Consider the following 22,878-nt stretch of genomic DNA (forward strand, 5'->3'; position numbering starts at 1 on the left):
GTTACTGCGGGATGACGGCCTTCAGTTCCGAGGGGAGGTAGCCGCCGATGGCCGCGAGCAGCCCGGGCGCGTCCGTTTCCTCCCGGCAGACGATGCTCTGTTCGAGCAGGCCGAGCCGCTCGACCGTGACGATGTCGTTGGCGTGGCCCGCCCGGTTGACGGTCGCGCGCACCTCCGCCCGCGTCGCGGAGTTGACGTTCACGCGGCCCTGCCCGCGCGTCCAGTCGTACAGGCGGTCGCGCTCCTCGTCGGCGAGCTCGTGGTCGCCGTCCTCGTCGTAGACGAACCGGAGGGCGAGGTGCTGGACGATGCCGAGGCGGTCGCGGACCTGTTCGGGCGTCCCGGCGCCGAGCCCGAGCCCCTCGGCCGGGATCCGGATCTCCGTGCCCGCGTCGAGGACGAACCCGTCGTCGTCCCAGCCGTCGAGCGTGCCGACGTACGTCTCGCCGTCGGTGAAGTGGTCGGTGATCTCGCCCCACTCCTCCCGGAGGACGTTGCGGGCGACCGTCTCGTCGTCGCCCGAGACGGTTACCGAGACGAAGTCGTCGTGGCGAACGCCCACCTCGAACTCCACGTCGAGGTCGCCCAGGTCGTTGGCGACGAGCGAGGTCATCCCGTCGAGCGCGCGGTCGCGGGCGTCGCCCGAGACGTAGCACTTGGTCGCGAGGACGACCATCTACGCTTGCGCCCCGGCTTCCTCGCGGTCGACGTTGAGCTCGTCGGCGAGCTGGTCGATGCGCCACTCCATCGCCTCGACGAGGCGGCTGTTCTCCATCGACTCCAGCGGCGACCCGCACTCGGGACACTCGAAGCCGAACTCCATCGCCTCCTCGAACTCGAAGCGGATCGAGTCGACCTCACAGAGGTAAAACTGGTGGTCCGACTCGTAGGATCGGCGCTCCTCCAGTCCCTCGAGCAGGCGGTGCATCTCCTCCTCGAGGTTCTCCGGGATGTTCTCGTAGTGGAACGTCCACAGGTAGGTGAGCCACCCCGAGTCCTCGTCGCGAACGCGGCGGTACGACGCCAGGTCGTTCTCGTAGAGGATGAACAGCGCGCGGCGCACGTCGTTCAACTCCAGTCCCATCTCCTCGGCGAGCTCCTCGTCGGTGACCTCGCCGTCCGGCGGGGCCGCCGCGACGGGCATCCCCGTCGGGCCGACGAGCTCGTGGAGGTACTTCTGGATAACAGGGTCTTCCAGGAGGTCCTCAAAAGCCATTTGTCGAATGTGCGGGTGGATGTCGGTTAAAGTCACCGACTCGGCGGGTCGCCGCGACGCGAGCGCCGGCCGGCGAGCCAGTCACGCAGAGTTATCCCCGTCGCACTCGACACCGGATCCCGACGCATGTCGGACCCGTCCCCCCCTGACCCGTTCCCCTCGGTTCCCTCCGACGCGCTCGCCGAGGGAGGGTGGCGCGAGCGCGAGCGTCGGGAGACGACCGAGTTCGACGCGGCGGTCGTCACCGTGGAGGCCGCGACCGTCGTGTACGAGGACCGCGCGCTCCGCGACCGGATCCGCGAGGCGACGGGGTTCGACCGGCTGTGGCGCTTCTTCGTCGCGAGCCGGCTCACGGTGTCGCCCGCGACCGGGCCCTCGCCCGCGCTCACGAAGCTCGTCGCCAACCGGGCCCACGCCGGCTTCGCCGACACGATCGCCGACCGCGGATTCGAGGGCGTCAGGCGGGCCGACCCCGACGACGACGGGGCGGCCGAGGACGCGCTCGACGACGGCTCGCGCGTCGCCGGCTACGAGGCGCTGTGTCGCCTCGACGGCGTCGCCGTCCGCGCTCGGGGATGGGCCGCCGTCAGGCCCGTCGGGGACGCGTACCTCCTCGTCGGCGGGGCCTACCCGACGGCCGTCCGGAGCGCGCCGGACGAGCGGACGGACGACGCGCTCGCCGAGGCGTTCGACCCGGACGGGTTCCGCGATGAGCTGTTCTCGTTGCTGCGCGCGACAGAGTGAGCAGGGTCAGCGATACCGGGGCGATCGTCATCGCCGCGTTCGTCACCGCGGCGCCGTCACCTCCGACCGCGAATCACGGCCGGCTGTGTCACCACCGACCGCGAAGTACCGCGGCGGTGACTCCACCGAGGTCGAGTCGAACGGGTGCGACGCCGAGCGCACGAGCGAGCGGCCCCGCCGGGACGTCGGGGTCGACGCGGCCGACCTCCACGTCGCCGACGTGGACGCCGATCGGGACCCGGTCGATCGACTGTCCGATCCGGTCTGGGACAGCCTCCCGAAGCGACCCGAGCCGTCCGAGCGTCCGGAGGCTGTCGGCCGACACGTCGATCCGCCCGTCGACCGAGCGGACGGCGAGTCGGTCGCCGTCGACGGTCGCCTCGACGTCGACCGCGACCCGGAGGTCGCCGACGGCGACCGCTTCCGCGTCGGGGTCGGTATCGACGTCCTCAGTCGGCCGGGATCGATCGCGCGGCGACCGATCAGTCACTCCTCGCGGTCCCCCTCCCCGCGGTCGCCCTGTTCGCTCGACGAGATGCGAAGCGTCCCGTTGAACCGCCAGTGTGCGTGGGTCGCGTCCTCGTCGGCGCTGCTCGGGACGTCCACCTCCAGGTCGTCGAAGGTGTAGCTGATCTCGGCGCCGCGCCCAGTCAGCCGTTCGTAGAGGGCGATACCGAAGTCGGGCCACGTGGTCGTCTCCCCCCGACCGGGCTCGGCCGTATCGTCGGCACTCATCACTGGCCTGACTAACGGCTCCGACCGACTTATCGGTGTTCCCCGATCCCCCGGCGTGCCCGGGGCCCACGGCGTGCAAGGGGTCTGTGCCGTGCCCGCGGTGCGGTGCCGTGCTCACTGCACCGGTCCGCTTCTCCGCGGCCGCCGCTCACTCGCAGAGTGCCGACCGTCCGAGCGCGAGCAACTCCGCGCCCGTCGGCTCGGGGTTGCCGTCGCCGGCGAGCACGAGCCGGTGTCGTGGACGGCCGACGCCGACCGGTTCGCGCTCGGTCTCGACGAGCCCCGTCTCGACGAGGCGCGACTTCGATCGGGCGATCTCCGTGCGGCTGGAGAGACCGATCTCCTCGGCCCACTCCCCGATGTGCATCGTCAACAGCTCGTGGCGCGCGCCGACGAGCGTACACGCCGTTACTGGGTCGAACGCGCCGGTTCGGGGGAGGGTGTCGGCCGCACCCAACAGGTCGGCGAGCGTCTCCGCGCCGTCCGGCCATCGGTCCGCGAACGACTCCACGAGCGTCGTCCGGCCCGGAACGTCGAACGCGTACGGATCGGCGTCGCGCCACCGTTCGTCGTAGGCGTCCTCGGCGACCGCACACAGCGTCTCGTCGTCGCCGGCGCACACCGTGGCCTCCCCGTCGACCGAGACGTGCGCGCGGACGGTTCCGTCGGCTATCGTCAGGCTCGCATCGAGGGTCGGGACCGTTCGCACCGCCAACCGGCCGGTCGATCCCGCGTCGACGGCGGCGGTCACGGTCAGGAAGTCGGCGAACGCGGCGTCCGCAGACTCCTCGGTGCACAGCAGCCGAACCCGCTGCTCCGAGCTCGTGGAAGGCGACGCGTCGGCGTCGGGGCGAACGTCGTCGGCGACGGCGTCGACAACCCCACGAACGAACGTCGGGGAGGAGTCGACGACGAGGGCGTCGGCGGCCGGAGTCAGCGCCCGGTCGGCGAGCGCCGACGGAGAACCGGTCGTCATGCCGAAGCGTGCGGGGCGCTCCGACTTCAGTTTTCAGGATTCGTCCCGTTGGATTATCGCGCGGTCAGGCGAGCGAACAGCAGATAGCCGGTGTGACCGACCCCCGCGGTGCTCGGGCGGGTACCGCGCTCGTCGACGGTGAGCTCGCGCTGGATCGTCTCCAGCGTCTCCACGTCGCCGAGGCCGGCCTCGCGCGCGGCGAGCTCGGTGTCGCGCGCGTCCTCAACGAACGGCGTGTAGACGGCGACGTAGCCGCCGGGGACGAGCAGCTCCGGTGCGCGTTCGACGACCGCGGCGGCGTCGGCGGTGTCGAGCGTTATCAGATCGAACGGGTCGCCGGCGACGAGCTCGTCAAGGTGTTCGGTCAGGTCGCCGGTCCGGACCTCGACGCGGTCGCTCACGCCGCCCAGCTCCATGTTGGCGCGGGCGTTCTCCGCGAACTCCGGGTCGATCTCGTAGGTGGTCACCGCGGCGCCGATCCGCCCGAGGTAGCCCGACAGCACCCCGGTGCCGGTGCCGGCGTCGAGAACTCGATCGCCGGACTGCGCGCCGGTGTGGCCGACGACGAGCCCGATATCGCGGGGCATCATCGGCGCGCCGGTGCGCTCGAAGTGGTTGAACAGGTCCGGTCCGCGGAGGCGTCGGACGTGGAACGCCTCGTCGAGATGCGTCTCCAGCACGTCGCCGTGGGCCACGTCCTCCGGGACCTCCAGCACGCCGAGGTCGGTCTGGAGTTCCTCGCCGGGGCCGCGGAGGTACTCGCGGTCCGAGTCGGCGTGGACCAGGAGGTACGAGCTCACTCCAGCTCGGAGATCGCCGCGGCGAGGTCGCCGTCGACGTCCTCGAGCGCCTCGCGGGCGTCCGCCTCGCTCACGCCCGCGCGGGTCGCGACGAGCCGCACGTCCTCGTCGGGGACGCCGCCGGCATCGGCCGCACCGGCGTCATCCGAACCGCCGTCGTCGGCCGCGGCGTCGTCGTCGCCGGCGCCGAGCTCGCGGGTCGTCGGCTCGCCGACGATCTGGTAGGTCTCCTGGCCCTGGGCATCCATGCGCGTGACCTGAGCACCGTCGAACACGAGCTCCTCATCGCCCGTGCGGATGACGACCTCCTCGGCGTCGATCTCGGTCACGTCGATGCCCATCTGCTTCATCATCTGCTGCATCTTGCGCGGGTTCATCCCGCCGCCTCCGAACATACCCGAGGCGTCGCTCGCGGCGAGCAAAAGCGTGGCGAAGCGGTCGCTGGCGCCGGCCGCCGCGGGTACCTGCTATCGACCGGTTCCGCGGACGTACCGGCATCCCCGCGTTTCATCTCCCCCGCGACCCTCCCCCGTCGCGTGTACCTCTCCCATCAGACGTGGCCGGAGTTGGGCGACTACGTCGCCGAGGAGTCGGTCGCGGTCGTCCCGTTGGGCTCCACCGAGCAGCACGGTCCGCACCTGCCGCTGGCGACGGACTATCTCATCGCAGAAGCGCTCGCCCGCGAGGCGACAGACCGCACCGGGTTCCTCTGTACGCCGCCGGTGCGGATCGCCGTCTCCGAGCACCACCGCCAGTTCCACGGCACGATGTGGGTCGACCCGGGCGTGTTCCGCGATTACGTCGAGAGCTTCTCGCGCAACCTCGCGTACCACGGGGTCGACCGGATCGTCTACGTGAACGCCCACGGCGGCAACACCCAGCACCTCCGGGAGGTCGGCCGCCGCCTCCGCCGCGACGAGACGGCCTACGCGGTCGAGTGGATGGGAACTTCACACTGCTTCACTACGCTGCATAATCAGGCCCCTGCAGCAGCGTAACTATCGCTACTCGCTCCGCTCGGCCACGCGAGAAGCCGGCATCAAGTCCTCCGCATCCTGAGCTGCCATCCAGTCACACAGATGTACCAGCTGCTCGCTCGCCGCCTCGAACAGCTGCTTGCCCTTCTCAGCAGACGCGTCGGTCGGATCCCCGAAGCCACCGTTCCCCGAGTTGTCGACCGCGTCGTAGAACGTCCGCGCCCCGTGTTTCATCGTCTCGGCATCCTCTAAGTCCACGAGGCCACCGTCGCGCGCCTCCTCCAGCTTCTCCTCTCGAACGTTGTCCTCGATGTACCACACCATCGAGGTCTCCTTCGGACCAGCGTGTGGCCCGTTCTGCTCGAAGAGGTCGTCCACCAGATCTGGGATGCTATTATCCCACATCCACTCCACCGAGTACGCAACCTCATCGTCGTAGAGCCGCCGTCCCACTTCCTGCAGATGCTCCACGTTCCCCCCGTGAGCGTTCACGAACACCACCCGGTCGATCCCGTGGTACGTCAGATTCCGAACGAGGCTCTCCATGTAGTCACGGAACACCGGCGCGTCGACCCACATCGTCCCCGCGAACTGCTTGTGATGAGGGCTGACACCGATGTTGACCGTCGGCGTGCAGAGGTAGTCTCCCCGCTCTGCCGCCTCCTGCGCAAGTGCCTCGGCGATAGTGTGGTCGGTCGACTCAGGGAGGTGCGGGCCGTGCTGCTCGGTCGAACCGACGGGGACCAGCGCCAACGACGTCTCTTCGAGATACTCCTCCAACTCCTGCCAAGTGTGCGCCGCCAACTCCATCACGTCTCACGAACAGCGCCGCGCTGAATAACCTTCCTGTGGCCCCGGAAGCGCGCTCTACAGGGACCAGCACTATCGTCTCGCGGCGAGTACACCCAGTCGATGGGCCTCTGGTACAACGGATACTGGTACGACGTCGACACCGAGGCGGAAGCCAAGCAGCTCCACGACGAGCGCGGCGTCACGATCGCCACCGACCAAGCGGAGGTCGAGGCTGCGATCACGGACGGTGAGTACAGCCCGCCCGATCAGCGCCTCCTCGCAGACCGTCTCACCGACGAGGACGGCGATGAGTAGCCTCTCCTCCCTTGTATAGAGAGCCACGACGTCGCGTTCTCTCGGCGACGACAAGATCTGGGCCACATCCTACGCAGTCAGGGTTCGATCCGGAGACGAGCCAAGCTCGTGGCTCTCTCGGCGAGGAGGGGAGGCACCCCCGTCGATAAACGCGAATCGCGGCCTACGAGTGGGGATAGTATCCTGAGGTCACAGGTAGAATATTTTGAAACCCCACATGACCCCCGGATCGAGGTTCCGAGGCCACTTTGTTTATCCGTGGCTGGTCCTGTTCCGCAGTTGTGTCATCACTCGTTGTGGATCGGGTCGTCGCCGCGATAGCAGACGCGGAAGGGAAGGATCCGCTGGACCTCGACTACGCTCTGCAGGACTACATCGACGCCGACGCGATCCACCAGCTGGCGGCTCACGACGGCAGCTCGTGGACACTCCAGTTCGAGGTCCCGAACCACACTGTCACCGTCACGGGTGAAGGAGCGGTGCTGGTCGACGGCACCAAAGAGCGAGTCCCCAGCGACGACTGACAGATCTACAACAGCGCTACCTCGGGAGTGAGTTCTCTCGCCCCGTCAGTGAATTTTATCAGGCGGCTATCGGAATACGGCTTCAATGCCCGACGCGCTTCTGGCCGATCTTCTCGAAGCCTTCCACGAGATCCACGGAGAGGTTCGGTCGGAGGGAAGTGAGTTCGACTTCCGGTACAGCCTTGTTGACCACCTGTTCACGGACGCGCTCGGTTGGTCCCGACAAGAAGGAGAGGGCCACGTCAATTTTGAGGACGACCGGAAGGACGTCCTCTGTTACGACGACAGCGATCCGCCGTTCCCGGTCATCGTCTGTGAGACGAAGCGCCCCTCCCACGATCTCGGCCTCTCCGACGTCGACCAGCTGGAAACGTACATGGTCGGTGTGGGGAGTGCAGAGTACGGGATCCTCACCAACGGCCACGAGTTCCGGATCTACGAGTACTCCTCCAGCGACCGTGAGCTGAGTTCGGTCGGGGGCTTCAGCGTGGACGACGTGGCCGAAGCCGAGTCACCGGCAGATCTCGGCTCGGAGGAGCAGGAAACGCTGGGTGCGCTGGAGTACTTCCACCACGACCGCTTCACCAACGTTGGGGACGCCGACTACTTCCAGCAGCGAGCGAAGGAGGTCCCAGTCCAGTACCAACCCGGTACGGACGACGAGGGGTACGAACTATTCCTCGAAGCGGTGAAGCAGTCACTTGACGAACTGTCCTCGGTTATGGCCCGGTTCTTCGATGACTATCGGGACCGGCCGGAGGACTCGTACCCTCGGGAGTTCCTCGACACGACCTTCCCCGACTGGAAGAGTTGGCGCGAGTACACCGGCAAGAGCGACGACGCGAAGCAGACGTTCTGCCGTGAGACTGCGTACATCCTTCTCAACCGGGCGCTGTTCGCTCGGATCGCCGAGGACAAGGAGATCGTCGGGAACACCCGGCTCTCGGGGCGTGGAATGGCCGACGCGCTCGGTCAGGGCGACGAGCGACCGTACCTTGAGGCCCTGATGGACACCTACGACCGGATCGATGACCACTACGGCGACCTCTACGAGCTGGGGATCTTCGATTGGTGGTGGGTGAGCCGCGACAAGCGGCAGCGGTTCGACGCCGACGAGGAGCGTCGGCAGGAAGATCTGGAGGACGACTTGGACTACCGGCTCGGAGAAGTGTTCAAGCGACTGAACCGCTTCGACTTCGAGTACGTCAACCGCGACATCCTCGGCCACGTCTACGAGGACTACCTCCCACAGGACGAGCGGAAGGAACTGGGCGAGTACTACACGCCCATAGAGGTCATCCGCTATATGCTGGACGAGACTGGGTACAAGCCGACAGAGGGGATCGGTCGGCAGAAGATACTCGACCCGGCGTGTGGCAGTGGTGGCTTCCTCACGGAGGCGTGTGAGCGACTGATCCAGCACTACATCCGCAAGTTCGGTCGGGAGAGCGTCCACTATCTGGACGCCGAGGAGGCGCGTACGATCCTCGAACGGATCGAGGACAACCTCTACGGGATCGACATCAACCCGTTTGCCGTCCACATCACGCAGATCAATCTCCTGTTCCGGACCGTCGATCTGTACGATAAGGTGACCGAGCAGGATCCATCCTACACGATGGACGGCTTCGAGATCCACGTCGCGGACACGCTGACTCCCACCGTCCTCGAAAAGCAGGAAGGAGGCACCGAAGACGAGGGGCAGCAGTCACAGATCACGCAGTTCGCTAACTACAACGGTCGCGCTCAGGCGTTCATCGATGACCGGGACGCGGTCGACCGGATCAAGGACGAGATCGAGTTCGACGTTGTGGTGGCGAACCCTCCGTACGTCCGAACCCAGAACATCAGCGGGCCGAAGGAGGAGTACGCGGAGCGGTACTCCACGGTCGAGAGCAAGAGCTTCGACATCTACGTGCCCTTCATCGAGCGGGGGCTGGAGTGGCTGACAGACGACGGCAGCCTCTCGTACATCTGTCCGAACCGCCTGCTCACACACGAGTACGCTGAGAGCGTCCGCGAACACCTTGCAGACGAGCCACTGACCCATCTGATCGATTTCAAGGATGTGGAAGTGTTCGACGCTGCCACTCCATACCCTTGTATCGTGTCCGTGGACAGAGACGAACCTGTGGACAGAGACGTCCACTGTGCCCGGTTTGCACACGAAAGAGAGGGGGTGTTGGACGAGATCTATCACTTGGAGGACTGGGAAACCCCAGAGGATGTGGACGAGTACGATCTGTTCACCTACCCGAAAGAAACGCTCCGTGAGGACAACGCCGACAACTACCTCCCGAGCTGGAAGCCGATGCCGATGGAGAGCGAGCGGCGTGTGTTCGAGTCGATCCGTGAATCCTCATCCTTCCGGCTTCAGCAGGTCTCCTCTGAGGTGTTCGTGGGGATCCAAACGAGCGCGAACCCCGTGTACCTCGGCTTCATCGAGGGTGATGTCGATCCCGACGACGGAGTCGTCCAGTTCAGAGCGAAGGGTGACGACGAGGCCCAGCCCGTTGAGAAGTCCGTGCTACGACGGCTGCTCCGTGGGCCGGAGATCGACCGTTGGGGCGTTGACTGGGAGGGGCTGTGGCTGATCTTCCCCTACGACGCCGATGACGGTGACCCGGACTTGCTCTCGGAGGAAACTCTCCGGACCGACTACGAACATACGTGGGAGTTCCTACAGGACCACAAGTCGTACTTGCAGGACCGCGACGTACAGGACGATCACTGGTGGGCGTTCGGCCGGCGGCAGAATATCGACAAAATGGAGCCGGACAAGATCATGACGAACATCATGAGTTCGTACAGCCGGTTCGTGGCTGACACCGATGGGGAGTACTACTTCCTCGGTGGTGGCAACGCCGGTGGATACGGGGTTCAGCTCATGCAGGAGTACGCTCCCACTTCGGAGGACCACCTGTACTACGTGGCGCTGCTGAATTCCTCTGTGCTGGAGTTCTATCACAAGCACATCGCGCCGATCTTCGGCGGGAAGTACTACTCCTACAACAAGCGCTACTTGGAGCCGCACCCGGTCGTCGTGCCGGACAACGCCTCGGACGAGGCTGTCGAGGAGCTGGCGGAGCAAGTCAAGGAGACCCGCGAGCAGATCACCGACTTGGAGTACAGGACCGACGACGTTCGGAACTACCTCCCGGACTACGACCGCGACAGCTCGGTCCTTGATCTGGCCCAGTCAATCAACCTCGACGGCGACGACTATCGGCAGGGACCGATCCGCAAGGACGTGAAGATGGATGTCGAAACCGCCGAGGAGGTCTATCAGGTCGTGATGAAGCGGAGCCATGAGATGGGCTTCGAGTCCGAACTCGTCCGCGACTTCGTGTTTGAGTTACTGACGGCACAGGACCGGCGGTTGACCCGCTCTGAGATCCTCGGGATGGACACGCCGACTCGTGACGACGTCGTGGATCTGATGGAGGAGTACCGGGGCGACGAGGACAAGATCGAGGAGCTGAACGAGGAGTTCGACCGACTTCGTGGCGAGCTGGACGAGACGATCCTCAGCGACGTGTACGAGCTCAGCGAGGAGGACGCAGAGGTCGTGGACGAGTTCCTGAAGGTCTGGTAGTCCGGTTTTGGCTCTCGCGCCGACGTTCGCGTTCTAAGCCCCGGGTCAGATCGCTACGGTGTATCCCACGCAGCCTGATCCTCAACGCCGAGACGAGGCGACGTCGTGCGAGCTACGGGAAGCGACGGTCGCTACCAGTCGGCCTTTCGGGCGTCAGCTGTGTTCCCCGGCCTGAACGCTCCCTCCTCTTCCTCGGGGAAGCTCATGAAGTGGCGTTCGATGGCCACCTCGTCTTCTTCCTCACGCTGATCCGGTCGGAGCATCCTCGTTTCTCGGAAGGTGTCGAGACCGTCAGGCACCTCCTCACCGTAGGACAGGATGAACTCTCCCTCCAGTTCATGCAACGCTTCAACGAGTCGATCCTGATCACCGGATGTGAATCCGCTGTCGTAGTCCCCTTCGTGGTCCACATACGGTGGATCAAGGTAGAAGCAGGTGTCGGGACTGTCGTGTTCGCGGAGGACCTCCAAGAAGTCCCGATTCTCAACGACCACAGGATCAAGTTCACCAGCAAACGCCGACGGAGAGATATCGAAGCTGTCGATGAAATACGGGATATCATCGCGTTTGAACCGCTTCTGGAACTCCGTGAGTTGCTGCTTCTGGTTCCTGAACTTCTCAGCCCTGTTGGGGTACGCCTTTGGATAGGCGAAGCCACCACTTCCGTCGTCTCTGGGTCGCAGTTGGCTGAATGACTTGAAGAACACGACGGCGGCTCGTTCGACATCGTCCTTCGGACGCCAGCCCTCTTTCCAGTGGACCGTCCAGTTGTCGTGCTGTTCCTTCGTGAGTTCGATCCTCTCAAGCTCACGCTCAAGGTCGGATGCCTCGTCACGGAGGACCTTGAAGAAGTTCGAGATCGGTTCCCGGATGTCGTTCAATACCTCCTGCTGTGCTGGGGGTTTGTTGTAGAGAACCGCAGCAGAGCCACCGAACACTTCCACGTACTTGTCGTGTTCAGGGAACTTGGAAACGAGCCAGCGAGCGATCGATGCCTTCGAGCCACGGAAATTGAAGATCCGGTCGCCAGCCATCCACTCCTCGCTCTTGATGGCCCCAGCCCGACGGTGTGCCTCTTCAACCGTACTGTGAGCGGGATCGACCTCCGTTTCGCCCTGCACTAACATCTTCCACTGCTCACGGGCCGTCTCTACAGCGTCGGAATCCAGATCTTCTGGGTTCCGTAGCCCCCACAGACCTTCGCTTGCGGCTCGTTTCACGAGCCTCCCCTTTCGGAAGGTCTCTTCGTTGAAACTCACGTGCTCACAGGCCCTCCCGTTTGTAGGCTTGTCCGAGTCTCTTCCCAGAACTGGGGAAGTTTTCTCGCCCCGCTTTCGACGACTTGTTTCTTCACTGCATACTTCCATCCATGCGAGAGCGTACTCGATCTCGCCACCGGGGGTCATCTCCGGATTGTCGTTTGCCTGCAGCACGGTCAGCTGCTCAGCGTGCTTGTCGGCGAACGAGTCAACGATCTCCACCTCGATCTCGTCCCAACCGCGCTCCTGAGCTACGTCGATCACTCGTGGATCGGTTAGCAGCACGTTCTCTGAGTCGGTGAAGTGGCTCTCGTCTATCACCTTCGGGGTGTTCTCGAAGGTTCCCTCGCCAGTCGGCTCGGGGCGCTGCTCTCGCTTGTACGTCGTGTCGATCAGGGGGTGCAGGGTCAGGTCCTCGACTGCTCGCCATTCAGGCATGGGCCGACTTCGCCGTCGGGAACCCTCGTAAGTTCGTAGCTAACCCCATTCCGCCTCCAGCACGTTTCCATGCCCGTCTCCCTGCTGACCTTGATCAGCACGCTCCTGCTCCCGGAGCTTCTTGAGGCACGCCTCGCACCACGGATGCCAGTCAAGCGGGAACACGTGGATCTCCTTCTCGATCCACTCCGCCGGTTGGTACGTACCGCAGAGCGGCTCCACGTCGTCCGAGTCCTCATCCGGAATATGATGCTTCTTCGACTTCCGACCCTCACCCCGAACGACCGTCGGGAACCGCTCGCGGAGGGTCTCGGGGGTGTACTTGTTGTCCGTGCTGCTCTCGTTGGTGGAAGTTGTCGTGCTCATGTCGGTGCCTCCGTCAGTCCGAAGGTGTACTTCACCGCTGCTGCGCTCGGTTTCCTCACGTGGATCGTACTCCTCGCCGTTGCACTTCACGCAGCAGGCGTTCTCAGGGTCGGGGAGTGTGGACGGGTAGACGAGGTACTTGCGACCGACCCGAGCTTGCTTGACGATCCCGTCCCGTCGCAGTCGACGTAGTGCCTCCTCGTGCGTGTCCCGATCCCGACTCGGGTCAAGTTGCTGGCAAGCTTCTACGACCTCGTTCTGTTCGGGGTATCCGTGGTTCCCAACACCCTCCCCCATATTCTCGACTTCAGGTCGGCGGTTTTCGTGTTCGCCGATCTTCCCGCCGTCGTGTGGCGATTCGCGTGTCGGTACGCACCCCGAGTTTGGGGTAGTACCGTGCACAGGAGTGGGGGGGTTATCGAGGAGTTCAGCCAGTCTATCTCGATCGAGATCGAACTCGTAGAGTACAGCCGCTGTATCGCGTATCCCGTCGAGGTCCGGATCCTCCGGGTCGACGGTGATCTTGCCAACCAATAGGTTGACTGCGAAACGAACGTGGCCGTAGGTAACGACGGAATAGTCACCCCATCGTTCTCGATCGTCGCCCTCCTGTCGATTCAGGAATCGTTGGAACTTCCCTCGATCAGCAGCTTCGAAGGCCCGGCCGAGCCGATCCCGTTTGTACGACTCGCCCTCCTCCAGCCACCGCCGAACTTGCCCATCCTCGGTGTACTTGTGCCCGTGTACGTACCGCTCGAAGGTGGCCCGTGTGATCTGTTTCGCTCGCTGGCCCTCCTCGTTCCCGAAGTACACGACGACCTCGTAGAGGCGGGTGAGGGCCATCAGCTCCTGCAGGCTGCGATCTATCTTCGGTCCGTCTTCCCCCTCTTTCCAGAGGAGATTCTCGTACCCGCCGTCACCTCCCTGCTGCATCCCTACGAGCGAGTTGAAGCCCGGGGTGTGCTCGTGCTGGAGGTCCCGAAGGAATGCGTCCCCGACATCGGCCAGTTCCTCGTCCACCTCGGTCAGCACCTCGATCGCCGCGTGTCCACTCGTTCCGGTGCTCACGTCCTCGGCCGGAACGACGCCGAGTATGTCGAGGATCTCTCGGGCCGTCTCGCGCCGTAGCTTGGGCGCGTCGGGATCGGTCGCCACAAGTCGGTACGAACCACGCCCGGAACCGTTGCACGGCTTAGACGGCCGACAGCGGCCGTGATCGATCTCCGACCCCGGAGCGAGTACGTGTCCGTCCGTCAGCAGCTCCAGATCGTGATCGCCGTCATCGGTGAGATCGTGCTTCGTCTTCACCGAGTCGAGCAGCTGGTAGGCCTCTTCGCTCACCTTCACCAGCCGATTCCGTCCTTCGTGTACCGTGTCCCACGTAGCCAGCGCGTGCTGATCCACGATATCCCGAAGTCGGTCGGGTAGTACGCCCCGCTGCTCCACGTCAAACGCCACGAGTCGGGTCCCGTTGGGAGGTTCCCGTCCGAGGGCCACGCCGACGTTCCCCCCGCCGTCGAACCAGCTCTGCGCCTCAGACGGTATGAGCGGGTTATCGAGAAAGCCCTTGACGCCCTCCTTCGTGTCCTCGCGGACTCGGGTGAATACCGCACCTTCGAGGGGTAGGTCCGAGGCCGAGCCGTTATGCCTCTCACCCTCTACTGACGACATGACGCCACCTCCCCTACCCCACCCAACCACACCTCAGCGGGAAGGGCGTCAACTCTTCCACCAGTTCGTTCGGGGGCGACCACCCCCCGGACACCTGCTTCAGTCATAGTGTACCCATCAGCCCTCGCGCTCCTCCTCGATCTTCATCAGGTGCTGGAGGTACTGGTCCTGTGTGCGGCTCCCCCGACGCTCGTTCACCATCGTTCTGGTCACCGGGCGGACGCCCAGCATGACGCTTGCTCTCGACATCAGCAATATCTCAGTCTTTTGAGCGTTATAACAGTTGGTCGAGGATCAACGTATTTGTGGGCACAGAGCCGTTAAACCGACGGGACCAGTACATAGAGTCGCCGGTGAGAGTCCGGCTACTTCCGTTGTTCATAGCCGGGAGGATGAGGTGTCCTCCTGTCTCTTCCTTCAGCCCAGATCGCTCTCACAAGCCGTGAGAGGGGGTATTACTCCGCGCCAACTACGATCAGCCGATGCCCCCAACTGGAAGAGATCCAACCCCCGAGGAGCTTCGTGACGAGTTCAAGTCCGCGGTCGAGGAAGTGGTCGAGGAGTCCGACCTCGCCACCAGACAGGACGTGTACGACGAGATCGCCAAGCAGACCGAAGACGAGGAGGAGCCGCCGGAGGCCCCGGAAGAGCTACCCGACGAGGCGGGTGAGCCCGACAGCCTGATCGAGCAGCTCGAAGAGGAGGGCGTACCGGACGATCTGATCGAGGCGATCAAGGAGTACCTCGACTCCGACGCGGTGGCGAAGTCGCTCGGGGTCCGTCACACCGACTCGTACCTCGCCAGCACACTCGAAGATGGAGCCGAGGTACTCGCCGAGAAGCGCAAGGAAGCACAGGAGCGGCAGGACGCCATCGCCGAGGAGGTCGCTGCCAACGCCGAGGAGTCCGATGTCCTCGACGCAACCGTGTACGCCAACGAGGACTTCTGAGATGGCGGGAAGCGACTTCGGCCGTGTCCGCTACGTCCGCTGGGCTGAGCAGGAGAAGCCGCCAGCGTCCAGCCCCAACGCCGAGGGCGACCGTGTGTTCACGTCGCGCGACTCTCGCCGCCACAAGCGCTCGAAGGCCGTCACAGGCCCGTCGGGCCACCAGTACCGTTTCCGGGGCGCACTCGGCCAGACGTCGCAATGGCTCCCGCTCAAGTCGATCGAAGACCTCGATGCCTTCGAAGCCGAGCCCGAGTACGAGGTCGAGCGAGCGTGAGCCGCCCGATCAAGTCCCTGTCGCTCGACTCGGCCTCCACGACCGGAGCGGGTGACGTGATCGCCTCGAAGGGACACGACAACGTGCTGCTGTTCGTGATCGCCCGGAACCTCGATCCAGCGGACACGTTCGCCGTGGAGCTGGAGCACACCCTCAACGGCGACGACTGGGATACGCTGGCCACCGTGACCGAAGCCGATGTCGACGGGGAGACCGCGACGGAGTTCGTCTCGAACGTTGCCGTGGACGAGCTACGCGCCTCTCTCACCGAGATCACCGACGACTCGGGCGGGGATCTGGAGGTGGACGCCTTCGTGTCCGCCAACGGGAACCCGAGTGCCGGCTACTCGTCCCGCCGAGCATGACTCCGGAGGAGCTGCTCGAAGAGTGGGAGTCCGGGGAGCGATCTGGAATGCGCCCTGCTCGGATCCGAGAGGTCCGCGGAGATCTGGCCCGGGTGACTGGCCAACCGATCCCGCGTCGACTATCCGAGATCGAGGGGTGGCTCTCACGCAAGAAGCCACACCTCACGCAGATCTTTCGGGAAGTCGTGGAAGAACACAGAGACTCTTCTGAAACCTAATATCGTGGTTGGAATCGGTTGCGTTTGCTATACCTGAAGAGATTCCTCAAAAATTTCATTTGCTGGGTGGCCAACTACGGGGTCATGGTGACTGGTCTTTATGCTGCACTTGCAAGCGCTGCAAGTGTCTTCATCGGAATTCTCGCAGCACTATTAGCCAGCAACCTCGCGAATCTTTCCACCCAACGGGAGCGTGTTGAAAAACGGATCGAAGCTATCGACGCACGTTTAGAAAATTTGGACACTCAATACCAGCAGTTCAGGGAAGAGATGGAAGAAATCCGCGAGGAAGAAGAAGCGATTGAGGCTCGTCAGACTGCTGAAGACGATGTTGACTCCTTTATCGATTCGTACGTCGGTTCAGAATGGAACCCAGACGCTGATTCAGTGTCAAAAACAGAAATGGAGGCTGCACTCCGTGGCTTCCTCAATGAGGCACCGAACGAGTACCACTATGAAGAGCTTGAACGGCGTATTGACGATGTACGTGATGAGCTTGAGCCAACTGGTTTGATGGGTCCAACGCCCTCCATACCACCAGACGCGGCAATCATCGCCAGCAACAATCAGATCGAACATGAATGGAAGATTCACCGAAATCAGCGGTTTAACCGTGCATATCGGCGATGGATCCAGACTATGACAGAGATCCGCTCTTTACAGGGTGAGCGAACAAAATTAGTCAACCGTCACGAATCGCTCGACCCCAGACAGTATCGCAATACGCTGGCCGCAGTAGCAGCTCCAATCGTGTTCTCTGTTGGAGTGCCGCTTCTCTTCTACTTTTTCAGGGCGATCGACCGGACTATTCTTCAGTTGCAGCCTTGGGTTGAGCCAACAATAGTCGGGGCGTCATGGGTTATTGGGCTGTTTGTCGTTTTGTACCACCTCTGGCAGGAGGTGTCTGAGGACCGGATTGAGCTTCCAGAGAGTCCTGATACGGAACTAGACGGTGACACAGAAGGCAACCTACCGGCAGAGTAAGTTCGTTTAATATCTAAAAACGACCCCTACAGAGTAACTCCCAGATCTGGGGAAGGGTAGGTCCACTCGAAGTAGAGCAACTGTCGAGAGGGTGTACTTGAGAACGAGCCCTTCAGGACCTACCACAGCGGTCTCACACGCACGCCGTTTCAGATCTCCACCGTGTCCGCAGTCAACCGTGGTACTCGATGCTCTCGACTTCGGTCCCGTCGGTCATCGGATCTGCGCCCTGCTCGTGGATCCAGACGACCTCGACGGTGTGCGCTTCGTTCCATGTGAGGACGTGGGTGCCGTTGTCGCCGCTGAGCGATAGGGTGAACGTGGACTCACCCGGTCCCGGGGAGTACGTCTCCTTGTCGAGCACGGTGTACGTCGTGCCGTTCACGGCGATCTCGTCGTCCACGTCGACGGCGTCGAAGTCGGGCAGGGTTTCCCGAAGGTCGGACACGGTGACGGGCATAACCCTCGCTTGAGCAGGGGCCGGTAAATAATATTCAGTAGAGCGCCCCAGATCCATCGTCGCCGTAGCTTCGGTTCTAAGGCGGGGGTTGATCAGCTACGGTGACAACCACGCGGAACAGGATCGGAGCCGACGTCGCGCCAACGTCGCACCGAGAACGTGGAAGCTGTACTCAGGCCGTCTCCGGACCTTCCGGGGACGGGTTGAACTTCTTCATAGCGGCCTGCACCTCCTCGTTCTTGAACTGGAGGTACTGCTGGGTCGTGTCGATCTTCTCGTGGCCGAGATGAAGCTGCAGCCGGCGGATGTCGATGTCGTTCTTGATCGCTTGGACGGCGTGACCGTGCCGGAAGGCGTGTGCTGTGATCCGGTGGCGCTTCTGTCCGCCTCCGTCGGTGTACATGACGTCCTGTATCCCGGCGTTCTCGGCGGCCTTCTTCACGATCTGGTTGATAGCGTGGTCACTGAGTCGCTCGGCTCGCTCGGACACGAAGAGGTACGGGGACTCCTCGGCGGGCTTGTACGCGCTCCGGTAGCCGCTATCCATCCACTGGGTCAGCAGGAAGTCGAGGGAGGGCTGGTAGTACACGATCCGCCACTCGTCGGTCTTCGGTGCGTACACTCGGATCGAGCGAGCCTCACGGTCGATGTTGTCGATCTCGATGATCGCCAGCTCACCCCGTCGAACACCAGTCTGGTAGAGCAGCCGGAGGATGAGTTCGTTCCGAAGTGTGGGGGTTGGTACGTGTTCGGCCATCGCCTCCTTGTCGTCCGGGGTGACGTACACGATATCGTCGGTCTGGTGCTTCTTCCCGCCGGTGCTCTTGGTGTAGTTGCTCCGCTTGAGGTCCTCGAACGGGGACTCCTCGACCATATCCCACACGCCGGCGAGGAAGTCGTACAGCAGCTTCACCGAGTCATGCCGGCTGGCTGCGGTCGAGTTGGAGAACTTCTTGCCTTGCTCACGGAGGAAACGGTGGATGTCACGACTCCCGACCTCGGTGACCTCCAAGTCGTGCTTGTCCAGCCAGTCATGGTAGATACGCAGATCTGACTTCCGATTCTCGTAGGTCCCGTACGCCTTCGATGCTTCCACATCGGAGAGGTAGTCCTCGATGAGCGGGTCCATCGGTCACACCTCCTTGTAATAGCGCCGTTCGTCGTGGCCGTCGTCGTGGTGGACGCGGGCCGTGTTGGACTGGAGCTTGTCGAGTGCCCGCTGCACCTGTAGCTCGTTGCTGTCCGTGAGCGCGGCGACGTCGGCCACACGTCCGGAATAGGCGATCGGGCCGCCTTGTTCCTCGGGGAGCTTCGCCGGGAGGGACTGTTCGGGAGCGTTGTACTCCTCGATCTGGGCCTTCGAGGGGAGGATCGTGAAGACCTCATTCGCCAGCTCGGTCACTTCGGGATCTTCCTGTACGGCCTGCTCGATGGTTGAGAGGCGGGCTTCAAGGCTCTGAAGCCGGTTGTTCGTCGTGTGAGCCTCTGAAATGAGTTCAGACACTTGTGCCGCGACTTCACTGTCAGTACTGCCGCGGGCTGGCGCGTGCTGGCCGTTGACTTCCTTCTGGACGGAGAGCCGGACGAGGTGGCTCAACGAGTCGACGTTGGGGTTCTCGGCGGCGTATTCCTCCCACTGCTCCTTCTGGTCGGGCGACAGTAGGAGGTTGAAACGCTGGTTTTCGGACATGGTGGTACTACCGGGTAGTACTACTGGGTGGTCGTATATACGTCCTACGTACGTTCCCAACTACGCCGAGTGGATGTGGAATGAATCGATCCCGGACCTCGTCTCGGACGTGTTCGAGCACAACGGCCCCCACGGCGGCCCGAAGGAGACGGCGATGATCATGCACATCGCCGAGGAGTTGGTCCGGACGGATCAACTGGAGTCGGCCCGCGACGGCGGAATCGTCGATCTCGCGGACGCGAACCTCCGGACCAACGGCGCGCGGACCTTCTACGACTCGGCGGACAACTCCGGGAACGGCGTCTTCGGCGACCAGACCGACGCAACGCCCGAGAAGGGGGAGAAGCTGTTCGAGGCCGCGACCGACCAGCTCGTCCACCTGCTGGAGTGGATCGACGACCAGCCGTTCGCGGACCTCATGCCGAAATCGCACGTGGATCCACAGCCCGGCAGCCGCCGATGAAGGACGCGACGGCCGAGGAGCTGGCGGCGGCGCTCGCGGACGCGCACGCGACCGCCTCGTCCATCACCCCAGACACGCTCCCGAGCGTCGACTCGACGGCCGACGCCTACCGGGTTCAGGAGCGTCTCGTCGACCGGGTGCGGGACAGGCGCGGGGAGCCGGTCGGCTACAAGATCGGCTTCACGAACGAACGCGTCCGTCGGGACCTGTCGGTCGACGAACCGGGATACGGCCGGGTGCTCGATGGGACGGTCCGGTCCTCGCCGGCGACCGTCGACGCCGAGGAGTTCGTCGACCCGCGGATCGAGCCGGAGATCGCGTTCCGGCTCGGTTCCGACCTCCCGGCCGACGCCTCACGCGACCGCGTCCGCGACGCGGTGACCGCGGTCGTCCCGGCGATCGAGGTGGTCGACAGCCGGACCGGGTGGGAGTTCGACGCGCCGCTGGCGGTGGCGGACAACTGCCTCGACGCGGGACTCGTTCTCGGCGAGGGAATCGATCCCGCCGACCTCGCGCTCGCCGACGAGGCGGTAACGCTCCGCGTCGACGGAGACCCGGTCGACTCGGGCGTCGGCACTGACGTGTTCGGACACCCGCTGGCGGCGCTCGCATGGCTCGCGGACGCGGTCGACGGCCTCCCGGCCGGCACGCTCGTCACGACCGGGTCGCTGACGGAGCCGGTTCCCGTCGCCCCCGGGGAGACCGCGGTCGCGACGTTCGCGTCGCTCGGGAGCGTCGATCTCCGGGTTCGGTAGGGCGAACAGGCGACACCCGCTGTCGGTGCGGGACTCGGGGCGCGCCCCACCGCCCCGCTGTCCCTCCCGTCGTCCGTCGGAGGGTCCGGACTCGTTCCCGTCGCGGCGTGTCGCACACCCGCTTCACGCGACGGGGCGGTTCTCAGCGCATGCGGGGGCTGGTGCCGGTTCGGTATTTGAACGCTCGTCTCGACGCCTGACTGATCCGCTAATCGACTTTCGTGCTCACGGCGAGTCCGGAACCGACGGGGAGCACCGTCGTCTCGAATGCGTCGTCGTCGCAGACCGCGTCGAGGTAGGCGGCGATGCCGCGGGTCTGCTCGTTCGCGGCGTCGAGCGCGGCCGCGCCGCCGTCGGCGTCGGCGTCGCTGTGGCTTCCGTCGTCACCCTCCACGGCCGCCAGTAGCGCGTCGAAGTCGATCGGGCCGCGCATGATGTTATCCGCGGCGACGACGCCGCCGGGGGCGATCTTGTCGCGAACGGCGCGGAAGGCGTCCGCGTAGCGCTCCTTCTGGTGGTCGACGAGCACCACGTCGAAGGGACCGTCGTAGCGTTCGATCGTCTCCATCGCGTCGCCCCCCTCGAAGACGCAGCGGTCGGCGAGCCCCGCGCCGGTCATGAACTCCCGGCCCTGGTCGAGTTCGTCGGCGTCGAACTCCGTGAGGATCACGCGCTCGGCGCCGCCGCGGAGGAACCACGAGGCGGAGTAGCCGAACCCGGAGCCGAACTCGAAGACGGTCTCGGCGTCGGTGAGGCGCGCGAGCAGGCGGAGGACGGCGCCCGACTCCGGGCCGATGTTCGGGAAGTCGTGCTCGTCGGCGAACGCGGCCATCCCCGCCTGTACGTCGGTGTGCTCGGGGCCGGTCGCGCGGACGAACCGGGAGACCTCGTCTGTGAGTACCATGCGGGAAGATCGACGGCGGTCGACTTGTATCCCGACGCCGGAGTGGGGGACCCCTGGTCAGTCACGTGGACCGGTCGCGGGGCCGCCGTGGGAGTTATGTCGCTCGCTCGTGCGGGGCCGGTAGGCGATGGACACCCACCTCACGCTGGAGTTCGGCCACCGCGATCCGCTCCCCGCAGGCCACGACGACGAGGTTCGGACGCCCGACGTGCTCGTCGAGCGGTTTCTGCGGGAGTACACCGACCCCGGCGACCGCGTGCTCGACCCGTTCGCGGGGTTCGGGACGACGCTGACGGTGGCCGAACGCCTGGGTCGGGTTCCCGTCGGCGTCGAGTACGAGGCCGACCGCGTCGCCGCGATCCGCGACCGCCTCGGCGACGACCACGGCGGCGAGGTCCGTCACGCGAGCACGCTCGACCTCGACGGGTCGTGGTTCCCCCCGTGCGACTGCTGTTTCACGTCGCCGCCGTTCGATACCCACACGATCGACCTGAATCCCTTCGAGAACTACGAGGGCGAGAGCACGTACGCCGACTACCTCGACGACATCGAAGCCGCGTTCCGCGGCGTCGCCTCTGCGATGGTCCCCGGCGGCACCGTCGTGATCGACATCGTGAACGTCCGCGAGGGCGAGCACGTCACCCCGCTGGCGTTCGACGTGGCCGACCGTGTGTGCGACGTGCTTCGGTTCGACGGCGAGGTCGTGATCGAGTGGGAGGGAGAGGGGTACGAGGGCACGGCGGGGCGCTACGGCTACGGGTTCGACCACTCGTACTGTCTGGTGTTCGAGAAGCGGGCGGCGGAGTGAGCTGAGCGACGGAGTGAACCGGGCGAGTCGCCGTCAGGCCGCGAGGTAGCCGCCGAGCACCAGCAGGACGAACCCGACGACGGCGGCGGCGTTGTAGAAGGTGCCGGCGTCGCGTGCGGCGGTCCGGACCTTGCGCTGTTCGAGCGCAGAGCGGACCTTGCTTCCTCCGACCTCGACGAGTCCGGTCATGACGAGCCACAGCGTCAGCATCGTGAGCACGACGTGTCCGCGCGGCGGCGCGAACAGCCCCTCGGCACCGTACACCGTCGCGGCCATGTGACCGCCGGTCGCGACGAACACGATCGCGCCGACGCGGGTGATCGTGGAGACGCCGGAGACGACGCTGCCGAGTAGCTCCGGGCTCGCGTCGCCGTCCCTCGCGAGCGGGATGACCTTCCAGGCGGTGAGGACGACCGCGCCGACCCAGAGGCCGGCGAACAGGGTGTGGAACACGTACGCCGCGGTGAGCGCGGCTTGCATCGGAGCGACTTGCACGAGCGATCCCACCCACGGCAGACGCATAAATCCCACACGCCGCGGCGACGGTCGCGGCCGCCGTCGGCGCTTCAGTCGTCGCCTCGGTCGTCGCCACTTGGGGG

At 64.6% G+C, this 22,878-nt stretch carries 27 protein-coding genes and 1 pseudogene; 12 read left to right on the forward strand and 16 right to left on the reverse strand.

What is annotated here, in order from left to right; translation table 11 throughout:
• Nucleotide 1: 1 nt before the first annotated feature.
• Both K6T50_RS05135 and K6T50_RS05140 read right to left on the reverse strand, forming a co-directional pair.
• Entirely contained in the window at nucleotides 2-676 is a 675-nt protein-coding gene (locus K6T50_RS05135; RefSeq protein ID WP_222608327.1) for a DUF2110 family protein, read from the reverse strand.
• On the reverse strand, nucleotides 677-1,216 hold the full coding sequence (locus tag K6T50_RS05140; RefSeq protein ID WP_222608328.1) for a transcription factor: 540 nt from the start codon (nucleotides 1,214-1,216) through the stop codon (nucleotides 677-679). It abuts the gene before it with no gap.
• A 126-nt stretch (nucleotides 1,217-1,342) separates the two neighbouring features.
• Here K6T50_RS05140 and K6T50_RS05145 point away from each other — a divergent pair, with 126 nt between their 5' ends.
• Nucleotides 1,343-1,960: a DUF6517 family protein gene (locus tag K6T50_RS05145; protein ID WP_222608329.1), complete on the forward strand. Its 618-nt coding sequence runs from the start codon at nucleotides 1,343-1,345 to the stop codon at nucleotides 1,958-1,960.
• Nucleotides 1,961-2,048: 88 nt separating this feature from the next.
• On the opposite strand, the gene K6T50_RS05150 is transcribed toward K6T50_RS05145, so the two are convergent.
• The 5 genes from K6T50_RS05150 to K6T50_RS05170 form a co-directional block, all read right to left on the reverse strand.
• A complete protein-coding gene (locus K6T50_RS05150) occupies nucleotides 2,049-2,450 on the reverse strand; it encodes a polyhydroxyalkanoic acid system family protein (protein ID WP_222608330.1) in 402 nt (133 codons plus the stop codon).
• A complete protein-coding gene (locus K6T50_RS05155; RefSeq protein ID WP_222608331.1) occupies nucleotides 2,447-2,695 on the reverse strand; it encodes a hypothetical protein in 249 nt (82 codons plus the stop codon). Before K6T50_RS05155 ends, K6T50_RS05150 begins: the two co-directional genes overlap by 4 nt.
• A gap of 148 nt (nucleotides 2,696-2,843) precedes the next feature.
• A complete protein-coding gene (locus tag K6T50_RS05160; RefSeq protein ID WP_222608332.1) occupies nucleotides 2,844-3,671 on the reverse strand; it encodes a transcriptional regulator TbsP domain-containing protein in 828 nt (275 codons plus the stop codon).
• 53 nt (nucleotides 3,672-3,724) lie between these two features.
• Nucleotides 3,725-4,471 carry a methyltransferase domain-containing protein gene (locus K6T50_RS05165; RefSeq protein ID WP_222608333.1) on the reverse strand — a complete coding sequence of 249 codons (747 nt, stop codon included), beginning with the start codon at nucleotides 4,469-4,471 and terminating at the stop codon, nucleotides 3,725-3,727.
• Complete coding sequence (locus tag K6T50_RS05170) at nucleotides 4,468-4,866, reverse strand: nascent polypeptide-associated complex protein (protein WP_222608334.1); 399 nt, start codon at nucleotides 4,864-4,866, stop codon at nucleotides 4,468-4,470. The genes K6T50_RS05165 and K6T50_RS05170 overlap by 4 nt, the downstream gene beginning before the upstream one ends.
• A gap of 141 nt (nucleotides 4,867-5,007) precedes the next feature.
• Here K6T50_RS05170 and K6T50_RS05175 point away from each other — a divergent pair.
• A pseudogene (locus K6T50_RS05175) lies at nucleotides 5,008-5,415 on the forward strand (creatininase family protein); the annotation flags it as partial.
• Nucleotides 5,416-5,475: 60 nt separating this feature from the next.
• On the opposite strand, the gene K6T50_RS05180 reads toward K6T50_RS05175, so the two are convergent.
• Entirely contained in the window at nucleotides 5,476-6,258 is a 783-nt protein-coding gene (locus K6T50_RS05180) for a creatininase family protein (RefSeq protein ID WP_222608335.1), read from the reverse strand.
• A 102-nt stretch (nucleotides 6,259-6,360) separates the two neighbouring features.
• Here K6T50_RS05180 and K6T50_RS05185 point away from each other — a divergent pair, with 102 nt between their 5' ends.
• The 3 genes from K6T50_RS05185 (at nucleotide 6,361) to K6T50_RS05195 (ending at nucleotide 10,674) form a co-directional block, all read left to right on the forward strand.
• Nucleotides 6,361-6,555, forward strand: coding sequence for a hypothetical protein (locus K6T50_RS05185; protein ID WP_222608336.1), 195 nt, complete (start codon nucleotides 6,361-6,363; stop codon nucleotides 6,553-6,555).
• Nucleotides 6,556-6,836: 281 nt separating this feature from the next.
• The gene (locus K6T50_RS05190; protein WP_222608337.1) at nucleotides 6,837-7,079 is read left to right on the forward strand and encodes a HalOD1 output domain-containing protein; all 243 of its coding nucleotides are present in this window, start codon (nucleotides 6,837-6,839) and stop codon (nucleotides 7,077-7,079) included.
• 85 nt (nucleotides 7,080-7,164) lie between these two features.
• Nucleotides 7,165-10,674 carry an Eco57I restriction-modification methylase domain-containing protein gene (locus tag K6T50_RS05195; RefSeq protein WP_222608338.1) on the forward strand — a complete coding sequence of 1,170 codons (3,510 nt, stop codon included), beginning with the start codon at nucleotides 7,165-7,167 and terminating at the stop codon, nucleotides 10,672-10,674.
• Between the two features lie 131 nt (nucleotides 10,675-10,805).
• On the opposite strand, the gene K6T50_RS05200 is transcribed toward K6T50_RS05195, so the two are convergent.
• From K6T50_RS05200 to K6T50_RS19130, 3 genes are all read right to left on the reverse strand, one after another.
• Nucleotides 10,806-12,371, reverse strand: a complete 1,566-nt coding sequence (locus K6T50_RS05200; protein ID WP_222608339.1) for a DNA adenine methylase — start codon at nucleotides 12,369-12,371, stop codon at nucleotides 10,806-10,808.
• A gap of 39 nt (nucleotides 12,372-12,410) precedes the next feature.
• Nucleotides 12,411-14,408, reverse strand: a complete 1,998-nt coding sequence (locus K6T50_RS05205) for a bifunctional DNA primase/polymerase (RefSeq protein ID WP_222608340.1) — start codon at nucleotides 14,406-14,408, stop codon at nucleotides 12,411-12,413.
• Between the two features lie 117 nt (nucleotides 14,409-14,525).
• Nucleotides 14,526-14,657: a hypothetical protein gene (locus tag K6T50_RS19130; RefSeq protein WP_275673112.1), complete on the reverse strand. Its 132-nt coding sequence runs from the start codon at nucleotides 14,655-14,657 to the stop codon at nucleotides 14,526-14,528.
• 233 nt (nucleotides 14,658-14,890) lie between these two features.
• Here K6T50_RS19130 and K6T50_RS05210 point away from each other — a divergent pair, with 233 nt between their 5' ends.
• The 4 genes from K6T50_RS05210 (at nucleotide 14,891) to K6T50_RS05225 (ending at nucleotide 17,199) form a co-directional block, all read left to right on the forward strand.
• The gene (locus tag K6T50_RS05210) at nucleotides 14,891-15,358 is read left to right on the forward strand and encodes a hypothetical protein (RefSeq protein ID WP_222608341.1); all 468 of its coding nucleotides are present in this window, start codon (nucleotides 14,891-14,893) and stop codon (nucleotides 15,356-15,358) included.
• Between the two features lies 1 nt (nucleotide 15,359).
• Nucleotides 15,360-15,632 carry a hypothetical protein gene (locus tag K6T50_RS05215; protein ID WP_222608342.1) on the forward strand — a complete coding sequence of 91 codons (273 nt, stop codon included), beginning with the start codon at nucleotides 15,360-15,362 and terminating at the stop codon, nucleotides 15,630-15,632.
• Entirely contained in the window at nucleotides 15,629-15,997 is a 369-nt protein-coding gene (locus K6T50_RS05220) for a hypothetical protein (RefSeq protein WP_222608343.1), read from the forward strand. The genes K6T50_RS05215 and K6T50_RS05220 overlap by 4 nt, the downstream gene beginning before the upstream one ends.
• A gap of 302 nt (nucleotides 15,998-16,299) precedes the next feature.
• Complete coding sequence (locus tag K6T50_RS05225; RefSeq protein WP_222608344.1) at nucleotides 16,300-17,199, forward strand: hypothetical protein; 900 nt, start codon at nucleotides 16,300-16,302, stop codon at nucleotides 17,197-17,199.
• A 172-nt stretch (nucleotides 17,200-17,371) separates the two neighbouring features.
• Here K6T50_RS05225 and K6T50_RS05230 read toward each other — a convergent pair whose 3' ends face one another.
• The 3 genes from K6T50_RS05230 to K6T50_RS05240 form a co-directional block, all read right to left on the reverse strand.
• Nucleotides 17,372-17,659, reverse strand: a complete 288-nt coding sequence (locus K6T50_RS05230) for a hypothetical protein (RefSeq protein ID WP_222608345.1) — start codon at nucleotides 17,657-17,659, stop codon at nucleotides 17,372-17,374.
• A gap of 172 nt (nucleotides 17,660-17,831) precedes the next feature.
• Nucleotides 17,832-18,788, reverse strand: coding sequence for a tyrosine-type recombinase/integrase (locus K6T50_RS05235; RefSeq protein ID WP_222608346.1), 957 nt, complete (start codon nucleotides 18,786-18,788; stop codon nucleotides 17,832-17,834).
• 3 nt (nucleotides 18,789-18,791) lie between these two features.
• A complete protein-coding gene (locus tag K6T50_RS05240) occupies nucleotides 18,792-19,349 on the reverse strand; it encodes a hypothetical protein (RefSeq protein WP_225935377.1) in 558 nt (185 codons plus the stop codon).
• Between K6T50_RS05240 and K6T50_RS18885 the strand changes: the two genes are divergently transcribed.
• Both K6T50_RS18885 and K6T50_RS05250 read left to right on the forward strand, forming a co-directional pair.
• The gene (locus K6T50_RS18885; protein WP_425601397.1) at nucleotides 19,348-19,812 is read left to right on the forward strand and encodes a creatininase family protein; all 465 of its coding nucleotides are present in this window, start codon (nucleotides 19,348-19,350) and stop codon (nucleotides 19,810-19,812) included. The two genes, K6T50_RS05240 and K6T50_RS18885, sit on opposite strands and share 2 nt — an antisense overlap.
• Nucleotides 19,809-20,567, forward strand: a complete 759-nt coding sequence (locus K6T50_RS05250; protein ID WP_222608349.1) for a 2-keto-4-pentenoate hydratase — start codon at nucleotides 19,809-19,811, stop codon at nucleotides 20,565-20,567. The genes K6T50_RS18885 and K6T50_RS05250 overlap by 4 nt, the downstream gene beginning before the upstream one ends.
• A gap of 208 nt (nucleotides 20,568-20,775) precedes the next feature.
• Here K6T50_RS05250 and K6T50_RS05255 read toward each other — a convergent pair whose 3' ends face one another.
• Nucleotides 20,776-21,471: an O-methyltransferase gene (locus K6T50_RS05255; RefSeq protein WP_222608350.1), complete on the reverse strand. Its 696-nt coding sequence runs from the start codon at nucleotides 21,469-21,471 to the stop codon at nucleotides 20,776-20,778.
• Between the two features lie 127 nt (nucleotides 21,472-21,598).
• Between K6T50_RS05255 and K6T50_RS05260 the strand changes: the two genes are divergently transcribed.
• Entirely contained in the window at nucleotides 21,599-22,279 is a 681-nt protein-coding gene (locus K6T50_RS05260; protein ID WP_222608351.1) for a DNA methyltransferase, read from the forward strand.
• A 33-nt stretch (nucleotides 22,280-22,312) separates the two neighbouring features.
• Here K6T50_RS05260 and K6T50_RS05265 read toward each other — a convergent pair whose 3' ends face one another.
• Nucleotides 22,313-22,774, reverse strand: a complete 462-nt coding sequence (locus tag K6T50_RS05265) for a CopD family protein (RefSeq protein ID WP_225935378.1) — start codon at nucleotides 22,772-22,774, stop codon at nucleotides 22,313-22,315.
• Nucleotides 22,775-22,878 lie beyond the last annotated feature (104 nt).

Source organism: Halobaculum magnesiiphilum (assembly GCF_019823105.1).
GTDB lineage: Archaea > Halobacteriota > Halobacteria > Halobacteriales > Haloferacaceae > Halobaculum > Halobaculum magnesiiphilum.